Raw genomic sequence first — 20155 nt, 5'->3', positions numbered from 1 at the left:
AATGGCACCGATGGCCACGGCCTGGATCGCATTAATGCGTGAGACACCGTTGAGGAGAAAAACGCCGGATTTCTTGCGCGTCAGCGCATAAATCGTCCGCAGGCGGGGCCCTGTGGCGCAATGAGGCGCAAGCCGACGCCCGCAATTGCGCGCAAACCGGCGGCGGGTCCGGAACGTTGGATATGTGCGGTGCGCTCACTCATGGGCGTCAATCTACTCAACGGACAGGCGATGGCAAGCAAAAAGGCACTTTACGGAACTTCCCGCCGGACCGAACGTTTGCCTGCGATAGGTGCCTCCGCAAGGGGGAGCGTTCCGGCGGATGGCTTCGCCTGCTTGCGCGAGAGGATCCGATGGCGATTGGCCGAAATGCAGACAGTCCGGCCGGGATCCCGGCGGCAGGATGGCGTGACATTCTCTACCGCGTCTGGCGCGCGGTGCAGAAAGATCACGTCGGTCTGGTGGCGGCGGGCATCGCCTTTTACGGGCTGCTGGCGATCTTTCCGGCGCTTGCCGCGCTGATGGCAATCTCCGGGCTGGTGGTGGAGCCAGCCGAAATCCACAATCAGCTTGCAACGATCAGGACCTTCATTCCTCAAAGGGCGTCCGAGATCATTCTCGAACAGGCGGAAAGCGTGGCCGGTTCCCGGGATGCCGGCCTCGGCATCACCTTCATCGTCAGTCTCTCGCTCGCCCTTTATTCGGCCTCAAGAGGCATGTCGAGCCTGATCGAGGGGCTGAACGTCGCCTATGACGAGCATGAAACCCGGGGTTTCTTCAAACGCAAGGCGCTGACGCTGGCGCTGACAGTCATTCTCGTGCTCGCACTCCTGCTGGGACTGGCCTCCGCGCTCCTGCTGCCCGTCATCCTGAATTTCATCTATCTGCCGGACTGGCTGACAGGTGTTTTATCGACGGTGCGCTGGATCCTCATGGGCCTGCTGACCGTCATGGGTCTGTCGCTCGTCTATCGCTTCGGGCCATGCCGATCCGATGCCAGGTGGAAATGGATTACGCCCGGCGCCGTGACGGCGACCTTGCTCTGGCTGGCGGCATCCATCGGCTTTTCGATCTATACGGCAAATTTCGGCAGTTACAACAAGACGTTCGGCAGCCTGGCCGGAGTCATCATCCTGCTGATGTGGCTGTGGATCTCCGCCTATATCGTTCTGCTCGGTGCGGAACTGAACGGTGAAATGGAAGCCCAGACGCGCAAGGACAGCACCACGGGACCCGAAAAGCCCATGGGCGAGAGGGGCGCGGTCAAGGCCGACGTTCTTGGCAAATCCTTGACTGCCTCAGACTAGTGGATCCTGATCCGTGACCGAATCCGCCCCCTTCGGCCGTCCGATGGAGGTCTGCAGTTCTTCTTTCAGCCAATTGCCGAACGCCCGCTTGGCTTTTGTCTCCGGCGCGTTCCGGCCACTGATAAGCCAATAGGCCATGCCTGTGGCAGCGCGTTCGGGAAAAGGGGCAATCACCTGGCCTGAATTCACCGCGTAGACGGCGAGTGTTTCCCAGGCGAGGAAGACACCCTGTCCGGCAATGGCTGCATCAAGACACAGGGAGCCGTCGGAGAAGGTCGGGCCGCACTGCAAAATGCTCTCGTCCAGCCCGAACAGGTCCAGCCAGCTCTTCCAGGTAAACATCTGCCCTGGATCGTGGATGATTGGCAGTTTGCCGATGTCCTCTGGTTTCCTGATCCCTTCGGCAAGTGCCGGACTGCACACCGGGAAGACCCGTTGGTTCAGCAGTTTTTCCGCATTGACGCCCGGATAGGGGCCGCGTCCGACGCGGATGCAAAGGTCCACGTCCGACGTATCCGGATCGACCAGATCGACCGTCGCCTCCACCCGAACCCGGATGCCGGGATGCGCCTTACTGAAGTTCTTTATGTGCCAGACGAGCCATTTGCCTGCGAAGACCGGGGCGACGGAGATTGTCAGCGCATCTTCCCTGCCGCGTTGCGTGGTCGCCACCGCAGTGGACAGTGACGTCATCGCGGAAGTCAGATGCGGTTGCATCGCCAGCATATGCGAGGTGGGAAGCAACAGTCTGTTCTGTCGTTCGAAAAGTTGAACGCCGAGCTGCGCCTCCGTCTTCTGAACCTGCTGGCTGACGGCGCCAACGGTGACACCAAGCTCTTCTGCGGCGGCCTTGACCGAGCCGAGCCGGCCGACGGCCTCTACGGCGCGCAGACCCGACAGGTGGATGTTGATGAGGCTTTTCATTATAGGAAATCTAAATCAAAATCCAGAAGAAGTCGATTTTTATAAGGGGTTTTTGCTTCTATATTTCAAGCATAGCTAAATTCAAAAAAAGGGATTTGGCAATGAAAAGAACAATAATAAGGAAACTGAAAATCATGATGAAATTGTTTATGCGCCGCCAGCTGACCGCCAGACCGGCGTCCGCCTACGACCGCACCGACCCGCTGTCCCATCCGGCCATCGTCCGCATGAGCCAGCGTGAACTGGCCGACCTGCCGCTCGGCCGGCGCTGACGAGTCCCTGATCGGCTTGCTGGCCGGTTGGAAACATTGTCGAGCGAACCGAGAATTTCAGCGCCGGTATTCCCGGCGCCGTTTCTGTCTTTGCGTTCAGTCACGCCTTCGGCACCGGAGCGCGATCCGCATAGTGTGCGATCCCGTTTCCGAAGGACCAGTTTTCCATCTTTGTTTCCACCAGATTGATGAAGATGTCTTCCGCCCGGACACCGGCCTCCCGCACCAGCCCTTCGGCAATCCGGGCAAACAGCGCTTTCTTCTTTTCCACCGGCCGCGTGTCGCTGACGGTCAACTGGATGACGATCAGGTCGTCGGAGCGGTTGATGTCCATGTAATGGCGGCCGAACAGGAAGTCCTCCGCGGCGTGTTCCGTGATCATCATGAATTTGTCATCCACGGGCACGTCGAAAGTCTCCCGCATGGCCTGATAGATTTCAGCCAGTATAACGGCTTTCCGGTGTGCGGATTTGGATCCTTTCAGCAGGGATACGTTTGTCAGCGGCATGTCGTCCTCCATTCGAAGCGGTGATGGACAGACGGTAAGTGCCTGACATAAATTTCAAAAACAAATCTTTGATATTTCAAAAATCTAAAATAAGAATGATTGGATGAGCGATCTCGATATGGATCTCCTGCGCGCATTCGTGCGTGTCACGGAAACCGGCAGCTTCACGCGAGCCGGACAGTTGACGGGCGCAAGCCAGTCGGCGGTCAGTGTGAAGATCCGGAAACTGGAAAAACGGCTCGGCGAGGCGTTGCTGAGCCGGTCGCCGCGCTCTGTGCGGTTGACGAGTTTCGGAGCACGGTTCCTGAACGATGCCCGCGATCTGATCGATCTTCATGACCGGATCGCTTCCCGCGTCTCCGGCGCGGAAGCGCGCAAGCCGTTGCTTCTTGGCATCAGCGATCATGCGGCAGGGCACAAGCTGCCGGCCATCATCGCGGAGCTCAGCAAGGCGCTGCCCGGGCACCGGCTTCACGTTTCCGCCGGCCTTTCGGAAGACCTTTACCGGGATTTCAAGGCCGGACTGTTCAGTGCCGTCATCGTGCGGGCGGAAGATGTCGACGTGCCGGGACAGACGGCCTTCGAGGAGGATCTTGTCTGGACGGCATCCGGGAATTTCGTCTGGCCGGCGGACAGCCCGTTTCCCCTGGTCGCGCTGAACGGCAGTTGCGCCTTGCGGCGGCTTGTCGTTGCAAGCCTCAAGGAAGCCGGGATCGTCCGGGAGGATGTTTTTACCGGGACGGGCGTCGGCACGGTCCAGGCGGCGGTTGCCGCCGGACTTGGTATTGCCTGCCTCGACCGCAGAAACATGCCTGCAGGATGCCGCGATGTCGGCAGGCTCTATTCGCTTCCCGCGCTGCCACGTACCCGGATGGCGCTTTACACTCGGCAGGAGCGGGGACAGGGGGGCGCGGTCGGTTCGGCGATCCTGCGGGCTTTTCAGCAGCATGGATAGTTTCAGCGATGCTCGGAAAAAGCCTTGACCTGGAGTGACTCCAGACCGCTAGGGTCGCAATCGCAACACAGGAGCAGAGCAGCCCATGCGGATATCGGAAGCCTCCACGAAAAGCGGCCTGAGCGCGGACACCATCCGGTTTTATGAGAAGACGGGGATCGTGCCTCCGATTGACAGAGGCCCGGAAGGATTGCGGCGTTTTTCGCCTGAAAACATCGAGTGGCTCACCCTGCTTTACTGGCTCCGCAAGACCGGCATGCCCTTGAAGGAAATGCAGCGGTTTGCATCGCTTTACCGCCAGGGAGAGGCAACCGTTCCGCAACGCAGAAATCTGCTTTTGAAACATGAACAGCGCCTGCAGGACCGCCGGGCCGACCTTGCCAGATGCGAGGAGGTGCTCAGCCACAAGCTTGCGGCGTATGACAGGATCGAGGGAACCAAGCCATGAAGATCATCGTAGTCGGAGCAGCGGGCGCGATCGGGCAGGCGGCTTGCGCCGAACTGGCGCCCAGGCATGATATAGTTACCGCCGGGCGCTCTTCCGGTGACATCCGTGTCGATCTGGCGGATGCAGGCAGCATCGCGGCCATGTATGAGGCGGCCGGCCCCGTGGACGCGGTGGTCTGTGCGGCGGGAGAAGTCGAATTCGGCCGGCTGGCCGACATGACCGGAGAAAAATACCTGTTCGGGCTGAAGAACAAGGTGCTCACCCAGATCAACCTGGTGCTGGCCGGTCAGGACCTTGTGACGGATGGCGGCTCGTTCACGCTGACGAGCGGCATTCTCGACCGGGATCCGATCCGGGTGGGTTCGGGCTCCGCCACCGCCAACGGGGCGCTGGCCGGTTTCGTCAAGGCAGCGGCCATCGACATGCCGCGCGGCCTGCGCATCAACGTGGTCAGCCCCGGCCTGCTTGAGGTTTCCGCGCAAAGATACGGCGCCATCTTTCCCGGCCATGATCCGGTCTCCTCGCGCCGTGTCGGCCTCGCCTACGCCAAATGCATCGAGGGTGCCGCGACGGGGCAGATGCTGCCGGTGGATTGAGCCTGGCGCCTTTTGCGGCTCAGGACTTCTTGACGAACTCCGTCAGGATGACGATCCGCTGGTCGTTGACCCGGCCTTCGATATGGGCGGGGTTGTCGGCAACGAGGCCGATGTTGCGCACGGCCGTGCCGCGCTTGGCCGTGAACCCGGCGCCCTTGACCTTCAGGTCCTTGATCAGCGTCACCGTATCGCCTGAAGACAGCACGGCACCATACGTGTCCTTGTGGACCACGTCAGCGGCTCCGTCGGTTGCCTCGTCAGGCGCGGTGCCGGTCAGACCGGCCCTGGCCCAGGCGAGCACATCGTCCTCAAGGTACAGCATGTCCAGCAGATCCCGGGTCCAGCTTTCCTCCGGCATTTTGGAAAGCAGCCGGTAAGCAGCAACCTGCACGGGGGGCACCTGGCTCCAGGCGGTCTCGTTCAGACAATGCCAGCGGGTCGGGTCGATGTCTTTGGCGCCGGAGACCTGATCGGCGCAGTCGGCGCAGACGAGGATCGCCATGTCCGCGCTGCCGTCCGCCTCCGGGCCGATTTCCAGCACCGCCAGTGCCTCGGTGGCGCCGCAGAGTTCGCAGGCATTGCCGGCGCGTTCACGGAGGGTCTGCTCCATGGTCATTTCCTTCATCTGGTCAGTCGCATTTTTCACAGGCTGGCTGTGAAGCTCAAGGTAATCTGGTGGAGACCAGCCGGCAGGGCGCCGACGTCGCGGTCTCGGAGATGCTGCCACGGCACTTCCTGCCGGCCGCCGAGGGGCGCCGGGCATCGGGCAGGCGCATGTGTCCGGCGGTCGTGAAGGTCCGCCGGACCTTCACGTCGGGCAACGCACGGCTGCGTTCGTCCCTTCGATTGATCCACCGGATCAATCGATCACGCGAAGCGTGACCGCATCAGCCCGCTCGACGGCGCTGCGCGCCTTGCCCTCGCGGGCGTTCGAAGCTCGGCCGCCTTTGCCCGCTCGACGGTGCTGCGCACCTTACCCTCGCGTGCGTTCGAAGCTCGAAAAGGTCCACCGGACCTTTTCGCCGGACAAGGCCCGACCGCTTCTCACTCATCCATCTTGAGGGCCTGGATGAAGGCTTCCTGCGGGATTTCGACCTTGCCGAACTGGCGCATCTTCTTCTTGCCCGCCTTCTGCTTTTCCAGCAGCTTGCGTTTGCGCGTGGCGTCGCCGCCATAACATTTGGCGGTCACGTCCTTGCGCAGGGCCGAGATGGTTTCGCGGGCGATCACCCGTCCGCCGATGGCGGCCTGGATCGGGATCTTGAACATGTGCCGGGGGATCAGCTCTTTCAGCTTCTCGCACATGGCCCGACCGCGGCGCTCCGCCTGGCTGCGGTGCACCAGCATGGACAGCGCGTCCACCGGCTCGTCGTTGACCAGGATCGACATGCGGACCAGGTCACCCGCCCGGTAGTCGGAAATCTGGTAGTCGAAGGAAGCATAGCCCTTGGAGATCGACTTCAGCCGGTCGTAGAAGTCGAACACGACTTCGTTGAGCGGCAGGTCATAGGCCACAAGGGCCCGCGAGCCGACATAGGAGAGATCCACCTGGATGCCGCGCCGCTCCTGGCACAGTTTCAGTATTCCGCCCAGATAGTCGTCCGGCGTCATGATCGTCGCTCGGATCCACGGCTCGCGAATCTCGGTGATCTTGACCACGTCCGGCATGTCGGCCGGATTGTGCAGGTCGATGTCCGTACCGTCCGTCAAGGTCATCTGGTAGACGACCGACGGCGCGGTCGCGATCAGGTCGAGGTCGAACTCGCGGTAAAGCCGTTCCTGGATGATCTCCAGATGCAGCAGGCCCAGGAAGCCGCAGCGGAAGCCGAAGCCGAGGGCCGCGGAGGTTTCCATCTCGAAAGAGAAACTGGCGTCGTTCAGGCGCAGCTTGCCCATGGCGGCGCGCAGGTCGTCGAAGTCGTTGGCATCGACCGGAAACAGTCCGCAGAACACCACCGGCTGGGCCGGCTTGAAGCCCGGCAGGGCCTCGGCGCAGGGCTTCTTGTCCAGCGTGATGGTGTCGCCGACGCGGGTGTCGGCCACTTCCTTGATAGAGCCGGTGATGACGCCGATTTCGCCGGCATGCAGTTCATCCACCTGAAGGAACTTCGGTGTCATGACGCCGACGCGATCCACGTCATAGGCGGCGCCGGTTCCCATCATCTTGACCTTCTGGCCCTTCTTCAGCGAGCCGTTGATGACACGCACCAGAACCATGACGCCGAGATAGGTGTCGTACCAGCTGTCGACCAGCATCGCCTTCAGCGTGTCGTCCGGATCGCCCTTGGGGGGCGGCAGCTTCTGCACGATGGCTTCCAGAACGTCGTCCACGCCAAGGCCCGTCTTCGCCGAGATCATGCAGGCCTCGGACGCATCGATGCCGATGACATCCTCGATCTGTTCCTTGATCCGGTCCGGTTCGGCGGCCGGCAGGTCGATCTTGTTCAGCACCGTGACGATCTCGTGATCGTTCTCGATGGCCTGGTAGACATTGGCCAGGGTCTGGGCTTCCACCCCTTGCGAGGCGTCGACCACCAGCAGCGAGCCTTCGCAGGCAGCAAGCGAGCGGGAGACCTCATAGGCGAAATCCACGTGGCCCGGCGTGTCGATCAGGTTCAGCGTGTATTGCTGGCCGTCCTTGGCGGTGTAGATCAGCCGCACGGTCTGGGCCTTGATCGTGATGCCGCGTTCGCGCTCGATATCCATGGAATCGAGAACCTGCGAGGTCATTTCGCGATCTGTCATCGTGCCGGTCATCTGGATCAGGCGGTCGGCCAGTGTCGACTTGCCGTGATCGATATGGGCAACGATGGAAAAATTTCGGATGTTGGAAAGGCTCTGCGTCGTCATGGCCGCCCCTTTACCATTGCAATTCGATTTCGACCAGTGAATTGCGCGCGCCACAAGCCGAAATCCGTGGTTTTTTGAGGCGTGCCAGCCACTCCGGCCTGTCGCGGCCGGCAGGCATTGGATGGCCGCCTGCCATGATCAGGCAATTGACGTATGCCTTTCCTGTCGGGAATCATGAAAAATCAGTCTCAAAGTCCGGGCACGGGTGTGCCCAAACGCCTTTGACCGTTCGAACGAGAGACCCGCATGATCATCCACACTGCCGAACCCGGTGACATTCCGGCCATTCTGCTGCTCTACAACCACGCCATACGCGAAACCACCGCAGCCTGGGTGAGCCGCGAGGAAACCCTGGATGACCGTCAGGCCTGGTTCGAGGGCCGCAGAAAACAGGATCTGCCGGTCCTGATCGCGTCGGCGGCTGACGGCACCTTGCTCGGCTTTGCCAGCTACGGTCCGTTCCGCCCGCGAGAAGGCTATCGGCTGACGGCGGAGCACACGGTCTATGTCGATCCGAAAGCCCAGCGGCGGGGGGTCGGCAAGGCCTTGCTGTTGCGGTTGCTCGACATGGCCAGGGCACAGGGTCTGCATGTACTGGTCGGCGCCGTCGACGGCGAGAACAAGGCCTCCATCGGCTTGCATGAAGCGCTCGGTTTCGAGGTCACCGGGCGCCTTCCGCAGGTCGGCACAAAGTTCGGCCGCTGGCTGGACCTGGTGTTCCTGACCAAGGTTCTGACTGAGGAGGACGCGCCGGAGGGCTGAGGCCGGGGGAAACCGGAAGGGCGGTGACGGAGGCCTTAATTCGCCGTCAGAACCGAGCGGCAATCGCGGGGCAGGGCGGCCAGGGCCATGGGGCGTTTCTTGACGACCTTGGGCTTTTCGCCCTTTTTCGGCGGATTTTTCGGCACCCAGGGCTCGTCCGACAGCCAGTAGGACAGGTGCTGTCCGCAGCCGTCGCCCGGCGGAGGCGGGTTCTGGTTCTTGCAGCCGGCGCTGCCGGGCGGGCAGGCCAGGCGGACATGGAAATGATAGTGGTGCCCCCACCAGGGCCGGACTTTGCGCAGCCAGGTCCGGTCACGGCCGGTCTCGAAGTCGCACAGGGCCTTCTTGATTGTCGGGTTGACGAAAATCCGGGCAACCCGCTTGTCCGAAGCGGCGCGCCGGATCAGCCGCGCATGGGTCTTGCTCCATTTTTTCCGGTCGACCCGCCGGTCGGCACCCTTGATGTCGAGCGGCCCCTTCAGCATTGAAATCGCCGAGATGTCCTCGCGTTCCTGCGCACTCAGGCGGCGGTCGGGCATCTGCGTCAGCCAGATATCGGCGTCGAGGCCGATCTGGTGGCTGGCATGTCCGGACAGCATCGGACCGCCGCGCGGCTGGGCCAGATCGCCGACCAACAGGCCTTTCCAGCCGAGCTTCGGCGCATCGCCGGCCAGGTCCTTCAGATAATCGATCAGGTCCGGATGGCCCCAGTTGCGGTTCCTGGAAAGCCGCATCGCCTGCCAGGCAGGACCGTCCGCCGGCAATTCCGCACCACCGGCCAGACAGCCCTTGGCGTAGGACCCGATCGAGCGCGCCTTGAGAGGCGCCGGGCCGTCGGCGTTGCCGAAATAATCCTTGGCCGGTTGATCGGAATACAGCACCAGCTTGGGTTTGCTGGCGACATAGCCTTCGGGCACGGCGCGTTTTTTCACCGGCAGGGGCGTTCCCGCGACGATCCTCACGCTCGGCGCATAGGGGGCCGTATCCGTGTCTGTTGCCGCGCTGGCCGGTTTGGGCTCCGGAACCGGCGCCGCCGCCGCCGCCGCCGCCGCCGCCGGGGAGAAGAGAGCCGCCAGAACACCCAGACAAGCCAGAAAAGCCAGACCGGCCCGTACGGCGGCCGGTTTGGTCGAGCCTGGCAGCGCGGCCGTCAGCGCTGATATCTTCTGCATGATCACCTTGGGACCTCTCGCGCCGGTCGTGTCGGCCAGCCGCCGGTTTCTTCCGCGCTGTTGTTCGCGGCCGCCGGGGCTGTTTCAGCCTTCAGGCAGCATGCACCAGATCGACCGCCGGCGCATCCGATTCCGGATCGCGCATGCACTCTGTCAACATGTCAGCGAAAGTGTCCAGGAAGACGGTATTGTCCCGGATCACCCGGTCGGCGGCTCCGTTCAGGGTGATGATGTTGCCGGGACGGGCGTTGTCGGTGTCCTCGGCTTCGGGCGGCAGCTCCGCTTCCAGCCGGTGATAGGTCACATTCGGCAATTCGGCAAACAGGTGCTCCGCCTGATAGGACGCGGTCTGGGACTGTCCGTCGGCGAAGATCGACAGGATCGGCACGCCCTTGGAGGGCTGCATCCAGCCGAGCGCACCCCAGCCGATCGCATCCTTGTAGAGGAAGGGCCGGCCGGACGCCCGGCCGGTGCCCAGCGACAGGATGACGATTTCGTCGTCCCCCCAGCCGAGCTTGCGCGCTTCCAGGTAGGCGGCGATGGTCGGGTCCTTCATGAAGACGCCGCCGTCGATCAGGGCTTCCTCGCGCCGCCGGCTGAGGTTTTCCACCTTCGCCGGTTCGAAATAGGACGGGGCGGCTGTGGTGGCGCGCACCGCCTGCCAGAAGTAATAATCGTCCGGGCGGCCGCCGTTTTTCTCGGCGCCGTTGGTCATGAACACAGCCTTGCGCCGTTCGATGTCATAGGCGGTCAGGACCAGCCGGGTGAGGCCGCTCGCCATCGAAGTCCAGCCGAAACGCTCCTTGAGCAGCTTTTCCAGGGGGCGGGCGTCATAGGTCTCGTCGAACAGGCCGAGGGGGTTGGTCACGGCGCGGGCGAGCCGCGCGCTGATCGATGACGTGAAAATGTCCCGGGACTCGCGTTCGAAGAAGGCCCGGAGTTCGGCCAGCGTGGTCGCGGCTTCGCCGGCGCTGCCGCCGGGGCGCGGCGCGGTGAGACCGGCGGCGATCAGACCACCGGACGAACTGCCGGCCATCAGGTCGAACACCTTGTGCATCGGTGCGGCGACGCCGCGCTGGCTCAGCCGGCTTTCCAGTGTTTCGAGGAGGCGTACGGGAATGAGGCCACGCACGCCGCCGCCGTCGATGGAAAGGATGAAACGTTTTTTCTGGGCCATGGTTTTCCCCGGGATGTCAGAGCGGAAGGTCCGGCGCCTTCCCGCGGCCGCGGCAGTCGCCTTGTCATCTGACCCTCAATGTTTGCCACCAATTGCGACACTGCAATGGCAAAGACCGAAGGAAAGGCGCGTTTTTCCTGAATTGGCGAGCAACCGGTTAACGCCTTCGCGTTGCTGGCCGCCAGAACGCTTCAATTCAACGGTGAAAGGCTTTAGGATCGGAGCATACTCAAATCCCGTACAGGAAAATCCATGAACATCGATCTGCTGCGCCGACTTTGCGAAACTCCGGGCGTGCCCGGCCACGAACACCGGGTGCGCGACCTGGTCCAGTCGGAAATCAAGGGTCTGTTCGACGAGGTCAGTGTCGATCCGATGGGATCGCTGCTGTGCCGCCGCGACAGCCGCAAGGCGTCCAGGAAGACCGCGCCGAAGAAGGTCATGCTGCTGTGCCACATGGACGAGATCGGCTTTCTGGTCTCTCACGTGACCGACAAGGGATACCTGCATGTGCAGCCGGTCGGCGGGTTCGACGCGCGCAACCTGTTCTCACGCCGCGTCCTGGTGTCCACCGACGAGGGGGATTTCAAGGGTGTCATGAACCCCGGCGGCAAGCCGATCCACATCTCCTCGCCCGAAGAGCGCAAGAAGATCCCCGAGCCGAAGGACTTCGTGGTCGATCTCGGCATGGGTGAGAAGGCGAAGGACATCGTCAAGGTCGGCGACATGGTCACCATGGATGAGCCGCTGATCGAGATCGGCGACAAGGTCGTCTCCAAGGCCCTCGACAACCGCATTGCCTGCTGGCTCGGCATCGAGGCCATCAGGGGTCTGGGCAAGGCCAAGCACGGCTGCGAGATCCATGTCGCCTTCACCTGCCAGGAGGAAGTCGGCCTGCGCGGTGCCCGTACGGCGGCCTTCGCCATCAAGCCGGACATCGGCTTCGGGGTCGACACCACGCTTGCCTGCGACACGCCGGGCGTTCCCGAACAGGACCGCACCACGGTTCAGGGCGAAGGCTTCGGACTACATGTGAAGGATTCCAGCTTCATCGCCGACCGGGACCTGGTCAGGGAAGTCGAGGCGATCGCGCTGAAGGAAAAGATCCCGTTCCAGCGCACCATGCTGGCTGCCGGCGGACAGGACGGTGCCGCGGCCCAGCAGGCGGCGGCCGGTGCCAAGGCGGTCGGCATCGTGGTCGGCACGCGCTACATCCACACGGTCACGGAAATGATCCACAAGGGCGACCTGCAGGCCGCGCTCGACATCCTGGTGGCATATCTCAAAAAGGCGTGAGCGGCGTCATGGAAAGGGGCGCTGCGGCGCCCCTCTGTCTGCTGACAGGCTTTGGGGCGTTCGTGCGCTCCGGTCAGCTTCGCCTCAGGCCAGCAGGCCCGCGAGGTTGGAAACCTGCTCGCCTGTGCCTGCATAGAGGTTGCTGACCGAGGCGCTCTGGTAGCTGAAGGAACCGTTGCCGGTGGACCCTTCGATGGTCGCTGCGCTGGCGGAGCGCGCCGACAGGCCCGTTTCGCTGTCATAGGAAACCCGGTCGAAGGAAACGAACTGGGCCGACAGGGTCTCCCCGCCGATTTCAGCCTCGATCGTGGTTGTGGAGATGGTCGCGCTTTCATAGGCGATCGACGCGGACGGCCCGCCGTCGCCCTCTCCAAGCGCCGACTTCAACTGGCCGGCCGCCTTCTGGTAGTCCTCGACGGTGGCAAGGGTGCTGTCCTCGTTCTCGTCGTCGTCGTCCTTGCCCTTGTCGACCGCATCCTGCAGGGCGGCGATCACAACCGCGTCTTCCTCGGCCTTCTTGCTGGCCGCTTCCAGAACGCTGACGGCCGGTGCCTGCGCACCGCCGGTACCGCCGGCAAGTGCATCGGGACGGCCGTTGCCGCCTTCGGAGCCGCCGCCGGAAACGGACGCGGAAAACAGGCTGGTGCTCTGGACGGTGGTCTCTATGGAAATCTGCATGGCGCCGGATCCTGATTTGTCCGGCCCGTTCTGGTCCGGCAAAGATTCTGAAAGCATCCTGCAAAACCGTTAACAGGTCATTAACCTAAGGCGCGGGGCATGTCCGGGTCCTGCGGGCCAAAAATCCGGACTTTCAGGCAAACGCTCTTTCCAGAAACCGCCCGCCGAGCACCATGCCGCGCTCGTCGATGGAATGGCCAAGGCCGGAGAGCAGATGCAGGCTGGAAACCACCCCGGCCTGTGTCAGTGCCTGATCGGCCGCCTCGGCATGATAGGCCGGCACGACGTCGTCATCGCTGCCGTGCACGATCAGGACCGGGCTTTCGGTGCCGATTGCCTCCAGGCGGGCGGCACCCGGTAGCAGACCTGAAAAGGCGACCAGCGCCGCCGGCGGCGCCTTGCGGCGCAGGCCGCATTGAAACGCCATCATGGCGCCCTGGCTGAAGCCGACAAGGGCAAGCGCGCCGCCGTCAAGCGACAGCGCGGCAAGTTCCGCGTCGAGAAAGCGGTCCAGCGCAGGTCGGGCCGCCTCGGAGCCGAGACGGTATTCATCGGGCGAGCGCTCGCTGAGCGCGAACCACTGCCGGCCGCCAACCGCTTCGAACGGCAGCGTTTCCGGAGCATCGGGAGCGACGAACGCGGCGTCGGGGAACTGGCCCTGCCAGGCGCGGCCCAGGTCGATCAGGTCCGCGCCGTCGGCACCGTAGCCATGCAGGATCACGATCAGCTGGCGCGCGGGGCGGCCGGAGGCGGGCGCCAGGCGGGGGCCATCGAGATGCGTTGGGGCGGGTCTGACGGTCATGGGGTGTCTCTGGTATCCGTGTTTGCGGCCGGGGTCTGCTTCACCTCCCGGCGAATGAACGGCAGGGAAATCACAAGGGACGCGACGATCAGTGCACCGGCAAGCGCGAACGGGGCACCCGGAAACGAGATTGCCGCATCCGGGCCCGAAAAGGCCGCGAAAACCTGTGTCATGACCAGCGGGCTGACCACCATGGACAGGCCCGCTGCGCTGGAGATCAGGCCCTGGAGCTCGCCTTGCGCGTTGTCCGGCATGCGGTTCGACATCAGGCCGGTGAAGGCCGGTGTTGCCAGGGCGCCGAGCGCGGCGAAGCAGATCAGCCCATAGGCCATCCAGCCCGCATCGGCGACCGCAAGCCCGGCAAAGGCGATCAGGTTTGCGGCCAGGCCTGCCAGCAGGATCCGCCCGGGCCCGAGTCTGGGGTCCAGCACCCGGATCAGGTACCCCTGGACAAAGGCAAAGCCGATCCCGACGAAGGCGAGCGACAGGCCGATATCGCCCGGCGACCAGCCATAGACCTCTTCGGAGTAGTAGCTCCAGATCGCCGGATAGACATAGTGGGCGATGTCGAACAGGAAGACCGCGATGAGAAGCGTTCTGACGGCGGGATAGGCGGCCAGTTGCTTCAACGCACCCAACGGATTGGCGCGTTTCCAGTCAAACGCCCGCCTGTTGTCGTCCTTCAGCGTTTCCGGCAGCACGAAAAAGCCGAACACGAAATTGGCGAAGGACAGGATGGCCGCCGCGTAAAAGGGCGCGCGTGGCCCGTATTCGCCCAGGTAGCCGCCGATCATCGGGCCGAGCACGAAACCGACGCCGAATCCGGCGCCGATCAGGCCGAAATTCTTGGCCCGGTCCTCCTTCGAGGACACATCCGCGATAAAGGCCGAAGCCGCGGAGAAGGTCGCGCCCGCGATGCCCGACAGCAGCCGGCCGGCGAACAGCACGGCAATGTGCCAGGACAGCGCCATGATCAGATAGTCCACCGCCATGGCGAACATGGAGACCAGCAGCACCGGGCGCCGCCCGAACCGGTCGGCAATGTTGCCGAGCGTCGGACCGAAAGCGAATTGCATCAGGGCATAGACAAGGCTGAGGGCGCCGCCCCAGCGGGCGGCATCGCTCACAGGCAGGTCGGTCAGCTCGCGCAGCAGCGACGGCATCACGGGCATCATCAGACCGATGCCCATGGAATTGAGGGTCAGCGTAACGAGGATGAAACCGAGCGCGCTGCGCCTGGAGGAGCCTGTCTGCAAGCTGGTGTCCCGGGTTGCACGTTCGTTCGTCCCGAGCCGGTGTCCGGCCCGGGGTTCCTGTCCGATCTATTCGGCGGCGACCAGCGCGGGCTGCTCCCAGCGGCCTCTTTCGATATCGGCGATCTGCTTGTCGATCTGGGCGATGACGAAACGCGAGAACGGGCCGAGATGCACATAGAGCGCCAGCATCATCATCACCGGCTTGATCGCCCGGAAATTGGTGAAAGCGGTCACGAACAGGGTCTTCCAGAACGGCCCGCGATACGTGGTCTCCTTGAAGGTCATCGCCAGCATGAGCCGGCCGAACAGCTTGAGGTCGTGGAAGAAACCGGCCCCGAAAATCGAACCGTTGGCACCGCTCATGTCGAGCATGGACGCTACTTTCCTGACCCGGCCGAAATAGGCCTCAGGTCCGTAGACCCGATCGATGACCTGCTTGAAATCCTCCAGGATCTGCTCGCGCGGCCGTTGCGTCGTGAAGTTGAGCCCCGCGGTGCACTGGTCGCCGTGTTCCGTATCCGGATCGTCACTGGCGAAGTCGGCGTGCAGGCGCCCTTCCTTGGCGAGGCGGCGGGTGAGCTGCGTGTTGGGCAGGGCGTAAAGCAGTCCGGTCATGGCCACCGGAATGGCGGATTCCTCGATAAGGGCCGAGATTTCGTCGGCGACCTTGTCGCTCTCCCCGTCGAAGCCGACGATGAAGCCGGCCAGAACGAAGATCCCGGCGTCGTAGATCTGGTGCACGCTCTTGGCGATGTCGCGGCGGGTGTTCTGCTTCTTGCGCGTGGCGATGAGCACGTCCGGATCCGGGCTCTCGATGCCGATGAAGACCGAGAAAAATCCGGCCTGCTGCATCATCGTCAGAAGGGCCTTGTCGTCAGCCAGGTTGAGCGAGGCTTCCGTCGACATCTCGAACGGATGATTGCGCTTCTTCTGCCAGGCTGCCAGTTCCGGCAGGAACATCTTCACGGCTTTCTTGTTGCCGATCAGGTTGTCATCGACGAAATCGACATGGCCGCGATAGCCGAGTTCATGGAGGCGGTCGAGTTCCGCCAGCATCTGGTCGTTGGTCTTGGTCCTGGGCACCCGGCCATACAGCTCGATGATGTCGCAGAATTCACAGGTGAACGGGCAGCCGCGCGAATACTGAACGCCGATCTGGACGTAATCCTCGAATTTCAGCAGGTCGAAGCGGGGCACCGGACTGGAGGTCACGTCGGCCTTGAATTTCTCGGCCGTGAACCGGCCGTTGCGGGCACCTTCGTTCCAGGCATCCACGAAGGTATCGAGGATCCCTTCGGCTTCACCGAGAACCAGGAAATCCGCCGATTCATAGACTTCGGGGGAAGACGTGGGATCGGGACCGCCGACAACGGCCGGAATGTTTTTTTCCTGAGCTCTCCGGATCACGGCGAGGCTGTCTGCCTGCTGGGGCAGCATGCCGCCTGTCATCACCATGTCCGCCCAGTCCAGGTCGTCATTCGTGAGCGCGCCGGTGTTGCGGTCGATCAGCCGGACATTCCAGTCTTCCGGAAGCATGGCGGCAACCGTGATCAGCCCCAGCGGCGGAGCGGGATACTTTGCGCCGACCATTTCGCAGGTGGCGCCGTAATTCCAGAAAGATCCGGCATTAAACCGCGGATACACCAACAAAACATTGCATTCCGACATAAACGGTCCCTCCAGACGGACACTTGCCCCCAACGGCGTCACCGTACCAAGTTTCCGCGCCGGCACAACCGCTTTGACAGACTGTCACGCGTTTCCGCTCAAGGGACCTGCCGTATGATGATGTCAGAGCTGGCTTGTGCCAGGCTTGCGGGCATGAAAGACGAGGCCGTGCACCTCCTTGCCGAGCTCATGGCGCAGCACCAGTGGTTTTTCGACCTCATAGACAAGCCCCGCGGTTTCCGCGCAGTTTTTCAGGTAGGCCGGTGTGTGGGCGTAGCGCCCTGTCGGGTCGACGCGGTAATCGGGGCCGGACGGATCGGACAGGTGCTCGACGCTGGCAACCAGCACCGCGCCCGGAGTGAGCGCGGCCCACAGCGCGTTCATGAAGGGCTGCAGGTCGCCAAGATAACACAACGTGTCGACACAGACGGCCAGGTCGAACCGGGTCGGCAGAGCGGAATTCAGGAAACCGACAAGTTCGCCTTCGACCAGAAAATCGTAGACCTCCAGTGCAGAGGCTTTGCGCAGCATGCCCGGGGACAGGTCGATACCGGTGAGCCTCGTGCAGTGTTCGCGGATGAGCGGGCCGCACAAGCCTGTGCCGCATCCCAGATCGATCACGTCTCCAAAGGGGGACGAGCGCGCGGAGGCGAGGCTGGCCACTTCCTCGGAGACCCGTTCCGGAGCCCGGTAGCCGAGATTCTTCAGGACCTCGTCGAAACTGTCGGAAAAACTGTCGAAATGCGATTTTACGTAGTCCTCGGGGGCGTGGTCCATGTCGTCGCCGCGAACGGCTGCCAACTGGTAGCGGGCGATGGTATTGCCGGGGTCCGCCGCGACCAGCGCTTCCAGATGCTGCAGGGCCCGGTCCCGGCGCCCGAGCGCACACAGCACGCGCGCGTGCCAGATCGGATCGGTCCAGACCTCCGAGCCGAATTCCAGGCACCGCTCCAGCGCGTCCGCGGCCTCGTCCCTGTGACCCGCCAGCATCAGCGACAGGCCGAAATTGTGCCAGGCGTTGGGATTGTCCGGGTCCAGACGCACGATTTCCCTCAGGACCGGCAGGAGATCGTCATTGTTGGAGGCCCCTTCCATCATGACGTTGATGTTGCTCCAGGCTTCTTCGTGCCGGGGCTCGATCTCGACCGCGCGCACGTAGGCATCGAGCGCTTCATCAGGCCTGTCGCCGAGTTTCAGGATGTTGCCGAGATTGTTGCAGGCTGCCGCATTCCGCGCGTTGTGTTCCAGCGACTTGCGGATGAGTTGCACGGCGTTGTCCGGCTTGCCGGCCTCGAAGTGCAGCAGACCGAGGAAATGCAGGCCGTCCGCGTTTTCCGGTTCGGCGGTCAGAACGTCCTTGTAGGCCGCAAGCGCGCCCTCGAGATTGCCGCTGCGATGGGCGGCAATGCCCTCCTGCAACCTTGCATCGATCTGCATGTCGCACCACTCCCGAAAATCATAATATAAAAAAAGGGCGGTCGAACCGCCCTTGTTGCCAGAAAGTTCCTTCAGGTGACCTTACAGGACTTTCAGGTCTTCAGCCACCATCCGGCCGCGGCGCCACTCCAGGTCGAAAACCACGAGCTGGCCTTCCGTCAGGGTGTCGATACCGGACCGGCGCAGGGCCGTGATGTCGACGATGATGTCCTCGCCGTCCTGGGGTTCGATAGTGCCGATACCTCGGCCCTGATCGAACCATTTTACGTTTCCATGCAGCATGGAGTCTTCTTTCCAATTTTTTTGCATCGAGGCAGGAGACCGGCACATTTAGCCGTCTTTTCCAACGCCTGGATGACAGTGTTTTTATAATAAAAAAGTAGTTATCAGGTCCGCTCGGAAATAAACCTCGTAGTGCGCAGTCGAAGTCGACCGCAGCATCCGCAAGTTCAGATCCTTCAAAGGTGGGCCCTGAATACCCGGCTCAATGGCCGGGGCTTTTTCACAGTATCTATTAGTATGGTAATGAATTTGTTAATTTCAAGACCCTGGTCACCGATCAAGCTGACCATGAATGACATATCTGAGGATATCGACCACTTGTTCGGACGTTTGTGCGACCGCAAGTGCAGCTGCGTCAACTTCCTTGAGTGGATGGGTCAGCGACGGATCGTGAACGACGATCAGCGATTTGCCGAGCGCTGACGCATAGCCGGCATCGAACGCCGCGTTCCACTGCTTGTACTTGTCGCCGAAACGGACCACGACGATATCGGCCTTTTCGATCAGGGTGCGCGTGCGCACGGCGTTCACTTTCGCCCCCTTGTGATCGTACCAGAACTTGTTGTCCTCATTGCCGAGAATGACGGCGCCGCAATCGTCACTGGCATCGTGATCCGTGACAGGTGCCGAAAAGGACACCGGCAGGTCCAGTGCCTTTGCGCCGGTCATGATCTTCTCGCGCCAGTCGGTGTGAATTTCGCCGGACAGATAAACGCGCCAGGTATCCATATGATCCTCCCATCAGGTTTTTATATCCCGTTGTGAATGTCATACGGAATTGTCTTGAAGCTGGTGTCTCGCAGCGCGAACGTCAAGGACTTCGAGCGGGGCGGCCGCGAACGGTTGGTTTGCGTGCTGGGAAACCGGGGGCTCGTCCGGTCCGGCCTGGAACCGGCGCCGGGTGCCCTCACAGGGTTTTCAGCAGCTCCCTCAGCGCGACGCGATAGTCCGGGTAGCGGAACGCATACCCGAGCTCGTCCTTGAGGCGCCGGTTGGAGACCCGCTTGTTCTCGCCGTAGAACGAGCGTGCCATCGGTGACAGGTCCGCGGTCTCGAACGGGATTTCGGGTGGTGGCGCGACGCCGAGCAGCTTCGCGGCAAAAGCCACCACATCCTGGGGGGGCGCCGGTTCGTCATCGGTCACGTTGAAGATCCGGGTGGACGGCTGCGCCATCGCCGCCTCGAGTGCACCTGCAATGTCGGCTGCATGAATGCGGTTGAACACCTGGCCCGGCTTGATCAGGCGCCGGGCCGTGCCCTTCCTGAAATTCTCGAACGCATTGCGGCCCGGCCCGTAGATGCCCGACAGGCGGAAGATCTGGACGGGCAGGCCATGGGCGCGCGCGAACTCCAGCCATGCCTGTTCCGCGGCCACCCGCTGCACGGAGCGTCTGGACACCGGTTTGCACGGGGTGTCTTCGTCGACCCATTCCCCGTCATGATTGCCATAGACCCCGACCGTGGAGAGGTAGCCGGTCCAGTCGGGCCGTCCGGCGGCGATGTCGTCGCCATGGATCCGCAGGACAGGGTCGCCGGTCTCGCCGGGGGCAATGGACACCAGCACATGGGTGGCGCTCTTCAGCGCCTCGGCGATGCGGTCTCCCGGCGTGGTGCCGTCAAACAGGAACGGCTCGACGCCCGCCTTGTCGAGGTCAGCCGACTTTTCAGGAGAGCGTGTGGTGCCGCCGATCCAGTCGAAGCGGTCGCGGACCCGGTCGATGAAGGCCCTTGAGGAAAACCCGGCGCCGAAAACGAACAGTTTCAA

The 20155-nt window shown here is 62.7% G+C and carries 21 protein-coding genes; 7 read left to right on the top strand and 14 right to left on the bottom strand.

The window, feature by feature from the left end; translation table 11 throughout:
- Positions 1-353 precede the first annotated feature (353 nt).
- Positions 354-1307 carry a YihY/virulence factor BrkB family protein gene (locus tag WNZ15_RS02370; RefSeq protein WP_342891328.1) on the top strand — a complete coding sequence of 318 codons (954 nt, stop codon included), beginning with the start codon at positions 354-356 and terminating at the stop codon, positions 1305-1307.
- Here WNZ15_RS02370 and WNZ15_RS02365 read toward each other — a convergent pair.
- On the bottom strand, positions 1299-2231 hold the full coding sequence (locus tag WNZ15_RS02365; RefSeq protein ID WP_342891327.1) for a LysR substrate-binding domain-containing protein: 933 nt from the start codon (positions 2229-2231) through the stop codon (positions 1299-1301). The genes WNZ15_RS02370 and WNZ15_RS02365 overlap by 9 nt on opposite strands.
- Before the next feature lie 134 nt (positions 2232-2365).
- On the opposite strand from WNZ15_RS02365, the gene WNZ15_RS02360 reads away from it, so the two are divergent.
- Positions 2366-2503 carry a hypothetical protein gene (locus tag WNZ15_RS02360; RefSeq protein ID WP_342891326.1) on the top strand — a complete coding sequence of 46 codons (138 nt, stop codon included), beginning with the start codon at positions 2366-2368 and terminating at the stop codon, positions 2501-2503.
- A 100-nt stretch (positions 2504-2603) separates the two neighbouring features.
- Here the strand turns inward: WNZ15_RS02360 and WNZ15_RS02355 are convergent, their stop codons facing one another.
- Positions 2604-3011 carry a tautomerase family protein gene (locus WNZ15_RS02355; RefSeq protein WP_342891325.1) on the bottom strand — a complete coding sequence of 136 codons (408 nt, stop codon included), beginning with the start codon at positions 3009-3011 and terminating at the stop codon, positions 2604-2606.
- A gap of 103 nt (positions 3012-3114) precedes the next feature.
- Here WNZ15_RS02355 and WNZ15_RS02350 point away from each other — a divergent pair, with 103 nt between their 5' ends.
- The 3 genes from WNZ15_RS02350 (at position 3115) to WNZ15_RS02340 (ending at position 5010) form a co-directional block, all read left to right on the top strand.
- Positions 3115-3966, top strand: coding sequence for a LysR family transcriptional regulator (locus WNZ15_RS02350; RefSeq protein ID WP_342891324.1), 852 nt, complete (start codon positions 3115-3117; stop codon positions 3964-3966).
- Between the two features lie 85 nt (positions 3967-4051).
- The gene (locus WNZ15_RS02345; protein WP_342891323.1) at positions 4052-4414 is read left to right on the top strand and encodes a MerR family transcriptional regulator; all 363 of its coding nucleotides are present in this window, start codon (positions 4052-4054) and stop codon (positions 4412-4414) included.
- On the top strand, positions 4411-5010 hold the full coding sequence (locus WNZ15_RS02340; protein ID WP_342891322.1) for a short chain dehydrogenase: 600 nt from the start codon (positions 4411-4413) through the stop codon (positions 5008-5010). Before WNZ15_RS02345 ends, WNZ15_RS02340 begins: the two co-directional genes overlap by 4 nt.
- A gap of 19 nt (positions 5011-5029) precedes the next feature.
- On the opposite strand, the gene WNZ15_RS02335 is transcribed toward WNZ15_RS02340, so the two are convergent.
- Entirely contained in the window at positions 5030-5620 is a 591-nt protein-coding gene (locus WNZ15_RS02335; protein ID WP_342891321.1) for a PhnA domain-containing protein, read from the bottom strand.
- Positions 5621-6054: 434 nt separating this feature from the next.
- On the bottom strand, positions 6055-7860 hold the full coding sequence (lepA, locus tag WNZ15_RS02330; RefSeq protein WP_342891320.1) for a translation elongation factor 4: 1806 nt from the start codon (positions 7858-7860) through the stop codon (positions 6055-6057).
- A 246-nt stretch (positions 7861-8106) separates the two neighbouring features.
- Here lepA and WNZ15_RS02325 point away from each other — a divergent pair, with 246 nt between their 5' ends.
- The gene (locus WNZ15_RS02325; protein WP_342891319.1) at positions 8107-8622 is read left to right on the top strand and encodes an N-acetyltransferase family protein; all 516 of its coding nucleotides are present in this window, start codon (positions 8107-8109) and stop codon (positions 8620-8622) included.
- Between the two features lie 35 nt (positions 8623-8657).
- Here WNZ15_RS02325 and mepA read toward each other — a convergent pair whose 3' ends face one another.
- On the bottom strand, positions 8658-9794 hold the full coding sequence (mepA, locus tag WNZ15_RS02320; protein WP_342891318.1) for a penicillin-insensitive murein endopeptidase: 1137 nt from the start codon (positions 9792-9794) through the stop codon (positions 8658-8660).
- A gap of 91 nt (positions 9795-9885) precedes the next feature.
- Positions 9886-10971: a patatin-like phospholipase family protein gene (locus WNZ15_RS02315; RefSeq protein ID WP_342891317.1), complete on the bottom strand. Its 1086-nt coding sequence runs from the start codon at positions 10969-10971 to the stop codon at positions 9886-9888.
- A gap of 252 nt (positions 10972-11223) precedes the next feature.
- On the opposite strand from WNZ15_RS02315, the gene WNZ15_RS02310 reads away from it, so the two are divergent.
- A complete protein-coding gene (locus WNZ15_RS02310; RefSeq protein WP_342891316.1) occupies positions 11224-12267 on the top strand; it encodes a M20/M25/M40 family metallo-hydrolase in 1044 nt (347 codons plus the stop codon).
- Between the two features lie 84 nt (positions 12268-12351).
- Here the strand turns inward: WNZ15_RS02310 and WNZ15_RS02305 are convergent, their stop codons facing one another.
- The 8 genes from WNZ15_RS02305 to WNZ15_RS02270 all read right to left on the bottom strand — a co-directional run bounded on the left by WNZ15_RS02305 (position 12352) and on the right by WNZ15_RS02270 (position 20155).
- Complete coding sequence (locus tag WNZ15_RS02305; protein WP_342891315.1) at positions 12352-12945, bottom strand: hypothetical protein; 594 nt, start codon at positions 12943-12945, stop codon at positions 12352-12354.
- 133 nt (positions 12946-13078) lie between these two features.
- Positions 13079-13747: a dienelactone hydrolase family protein gene (locus WNZ15_RS02300; protein ID WP_342891314.1), complete on the bottom strand. Its 669-nt coding sequence runs from the start codon at positions 13745-13747 to the stop codon at positions 13079-13081.
- A complete protein-coding gene (locus tag WNZ15_RS02295; protein ID WP_342891313.1) occupies positions 13744-15003 on the bottom strand; it encodes a TCR/Tet family MFS transporter in 1260 nt (419 codons plus the stop codon). The genes WNZ15_RS02300 and WNZ15_RS02295 overlap by 4 nt, the downstream gene beginning before the upstream one ends.
- A 66-nt stretch (positions 15004-15069) precedes the next feature.
- The gene (locus WNZ15_RS02290; RefSeq protein WP_342891312.1) at positions 15070-16671 is read right to left on the bottom strand and encodes a B12-binding domain-containing radical SAM protein; all 1602 of its coding nucleotides are present in this window, start codon (positions 16669-16671) and stop codon (positions 15070-15072) included.
- Between the two features lie 123 nt (positions 16672-16794).
- The gene (locus tag WNZ15_RS02285; protein ID WP_342891311.1) at positions 16795-18108 is read right to left on the bottom strand and encodes a methyltransferase; all 1314 of its coding nucleotides are present in this window, start codon (positions 18106-18108) and stop codon (positions 16795-16797) included.
- Positions 18109-18189: 81 nt separating this feature from the next.
- Entirely contained in the window at positions 18190-18390 is a 201-nt protein-coding gene (locus WNZ15_RS02280; RefSeq protein WP_342891310.1) for a cold shock domain-containing protein, read from the bottom strand.
- A gap of 270 nt (positions 18391-18660) precedes the next feature.
- The gene (locus tag WNZ15_RS02275) at positions 18661-19119 is read right to left on the bottom strand and encodes a YtoQ family protein (protein ID WP_342891309.1); all 459 of its coding nucleotides are present in this window, start codon (positions 19117-19119) and stop codon (positions 18661-18663) included.
- 178 nt (positions 19120-19297) lie between these two features.
- Complete coding sequence (locus WNZ15_RS02270; protein WP_342891308.1) at positions 19298-20155, bottom strand: SDR family oxidoreductase; 858 nt, start codon at positions 20153-20155, stop codon at positions 19298-19300.

This window comes from Roseibium sp. AS2 (assembly GCF_038900065.1).
Lineage (GTDB): Bacteria > Pseudomonadota > Alphaproteobacteria > Rhizobiales > Stappiaceae > Roseibium.
The sequence above is the reverse complement of the archived record's forward strand: the minus strand, read 5'-3'. Positions and strand labels throughout refer to the sequence as shown.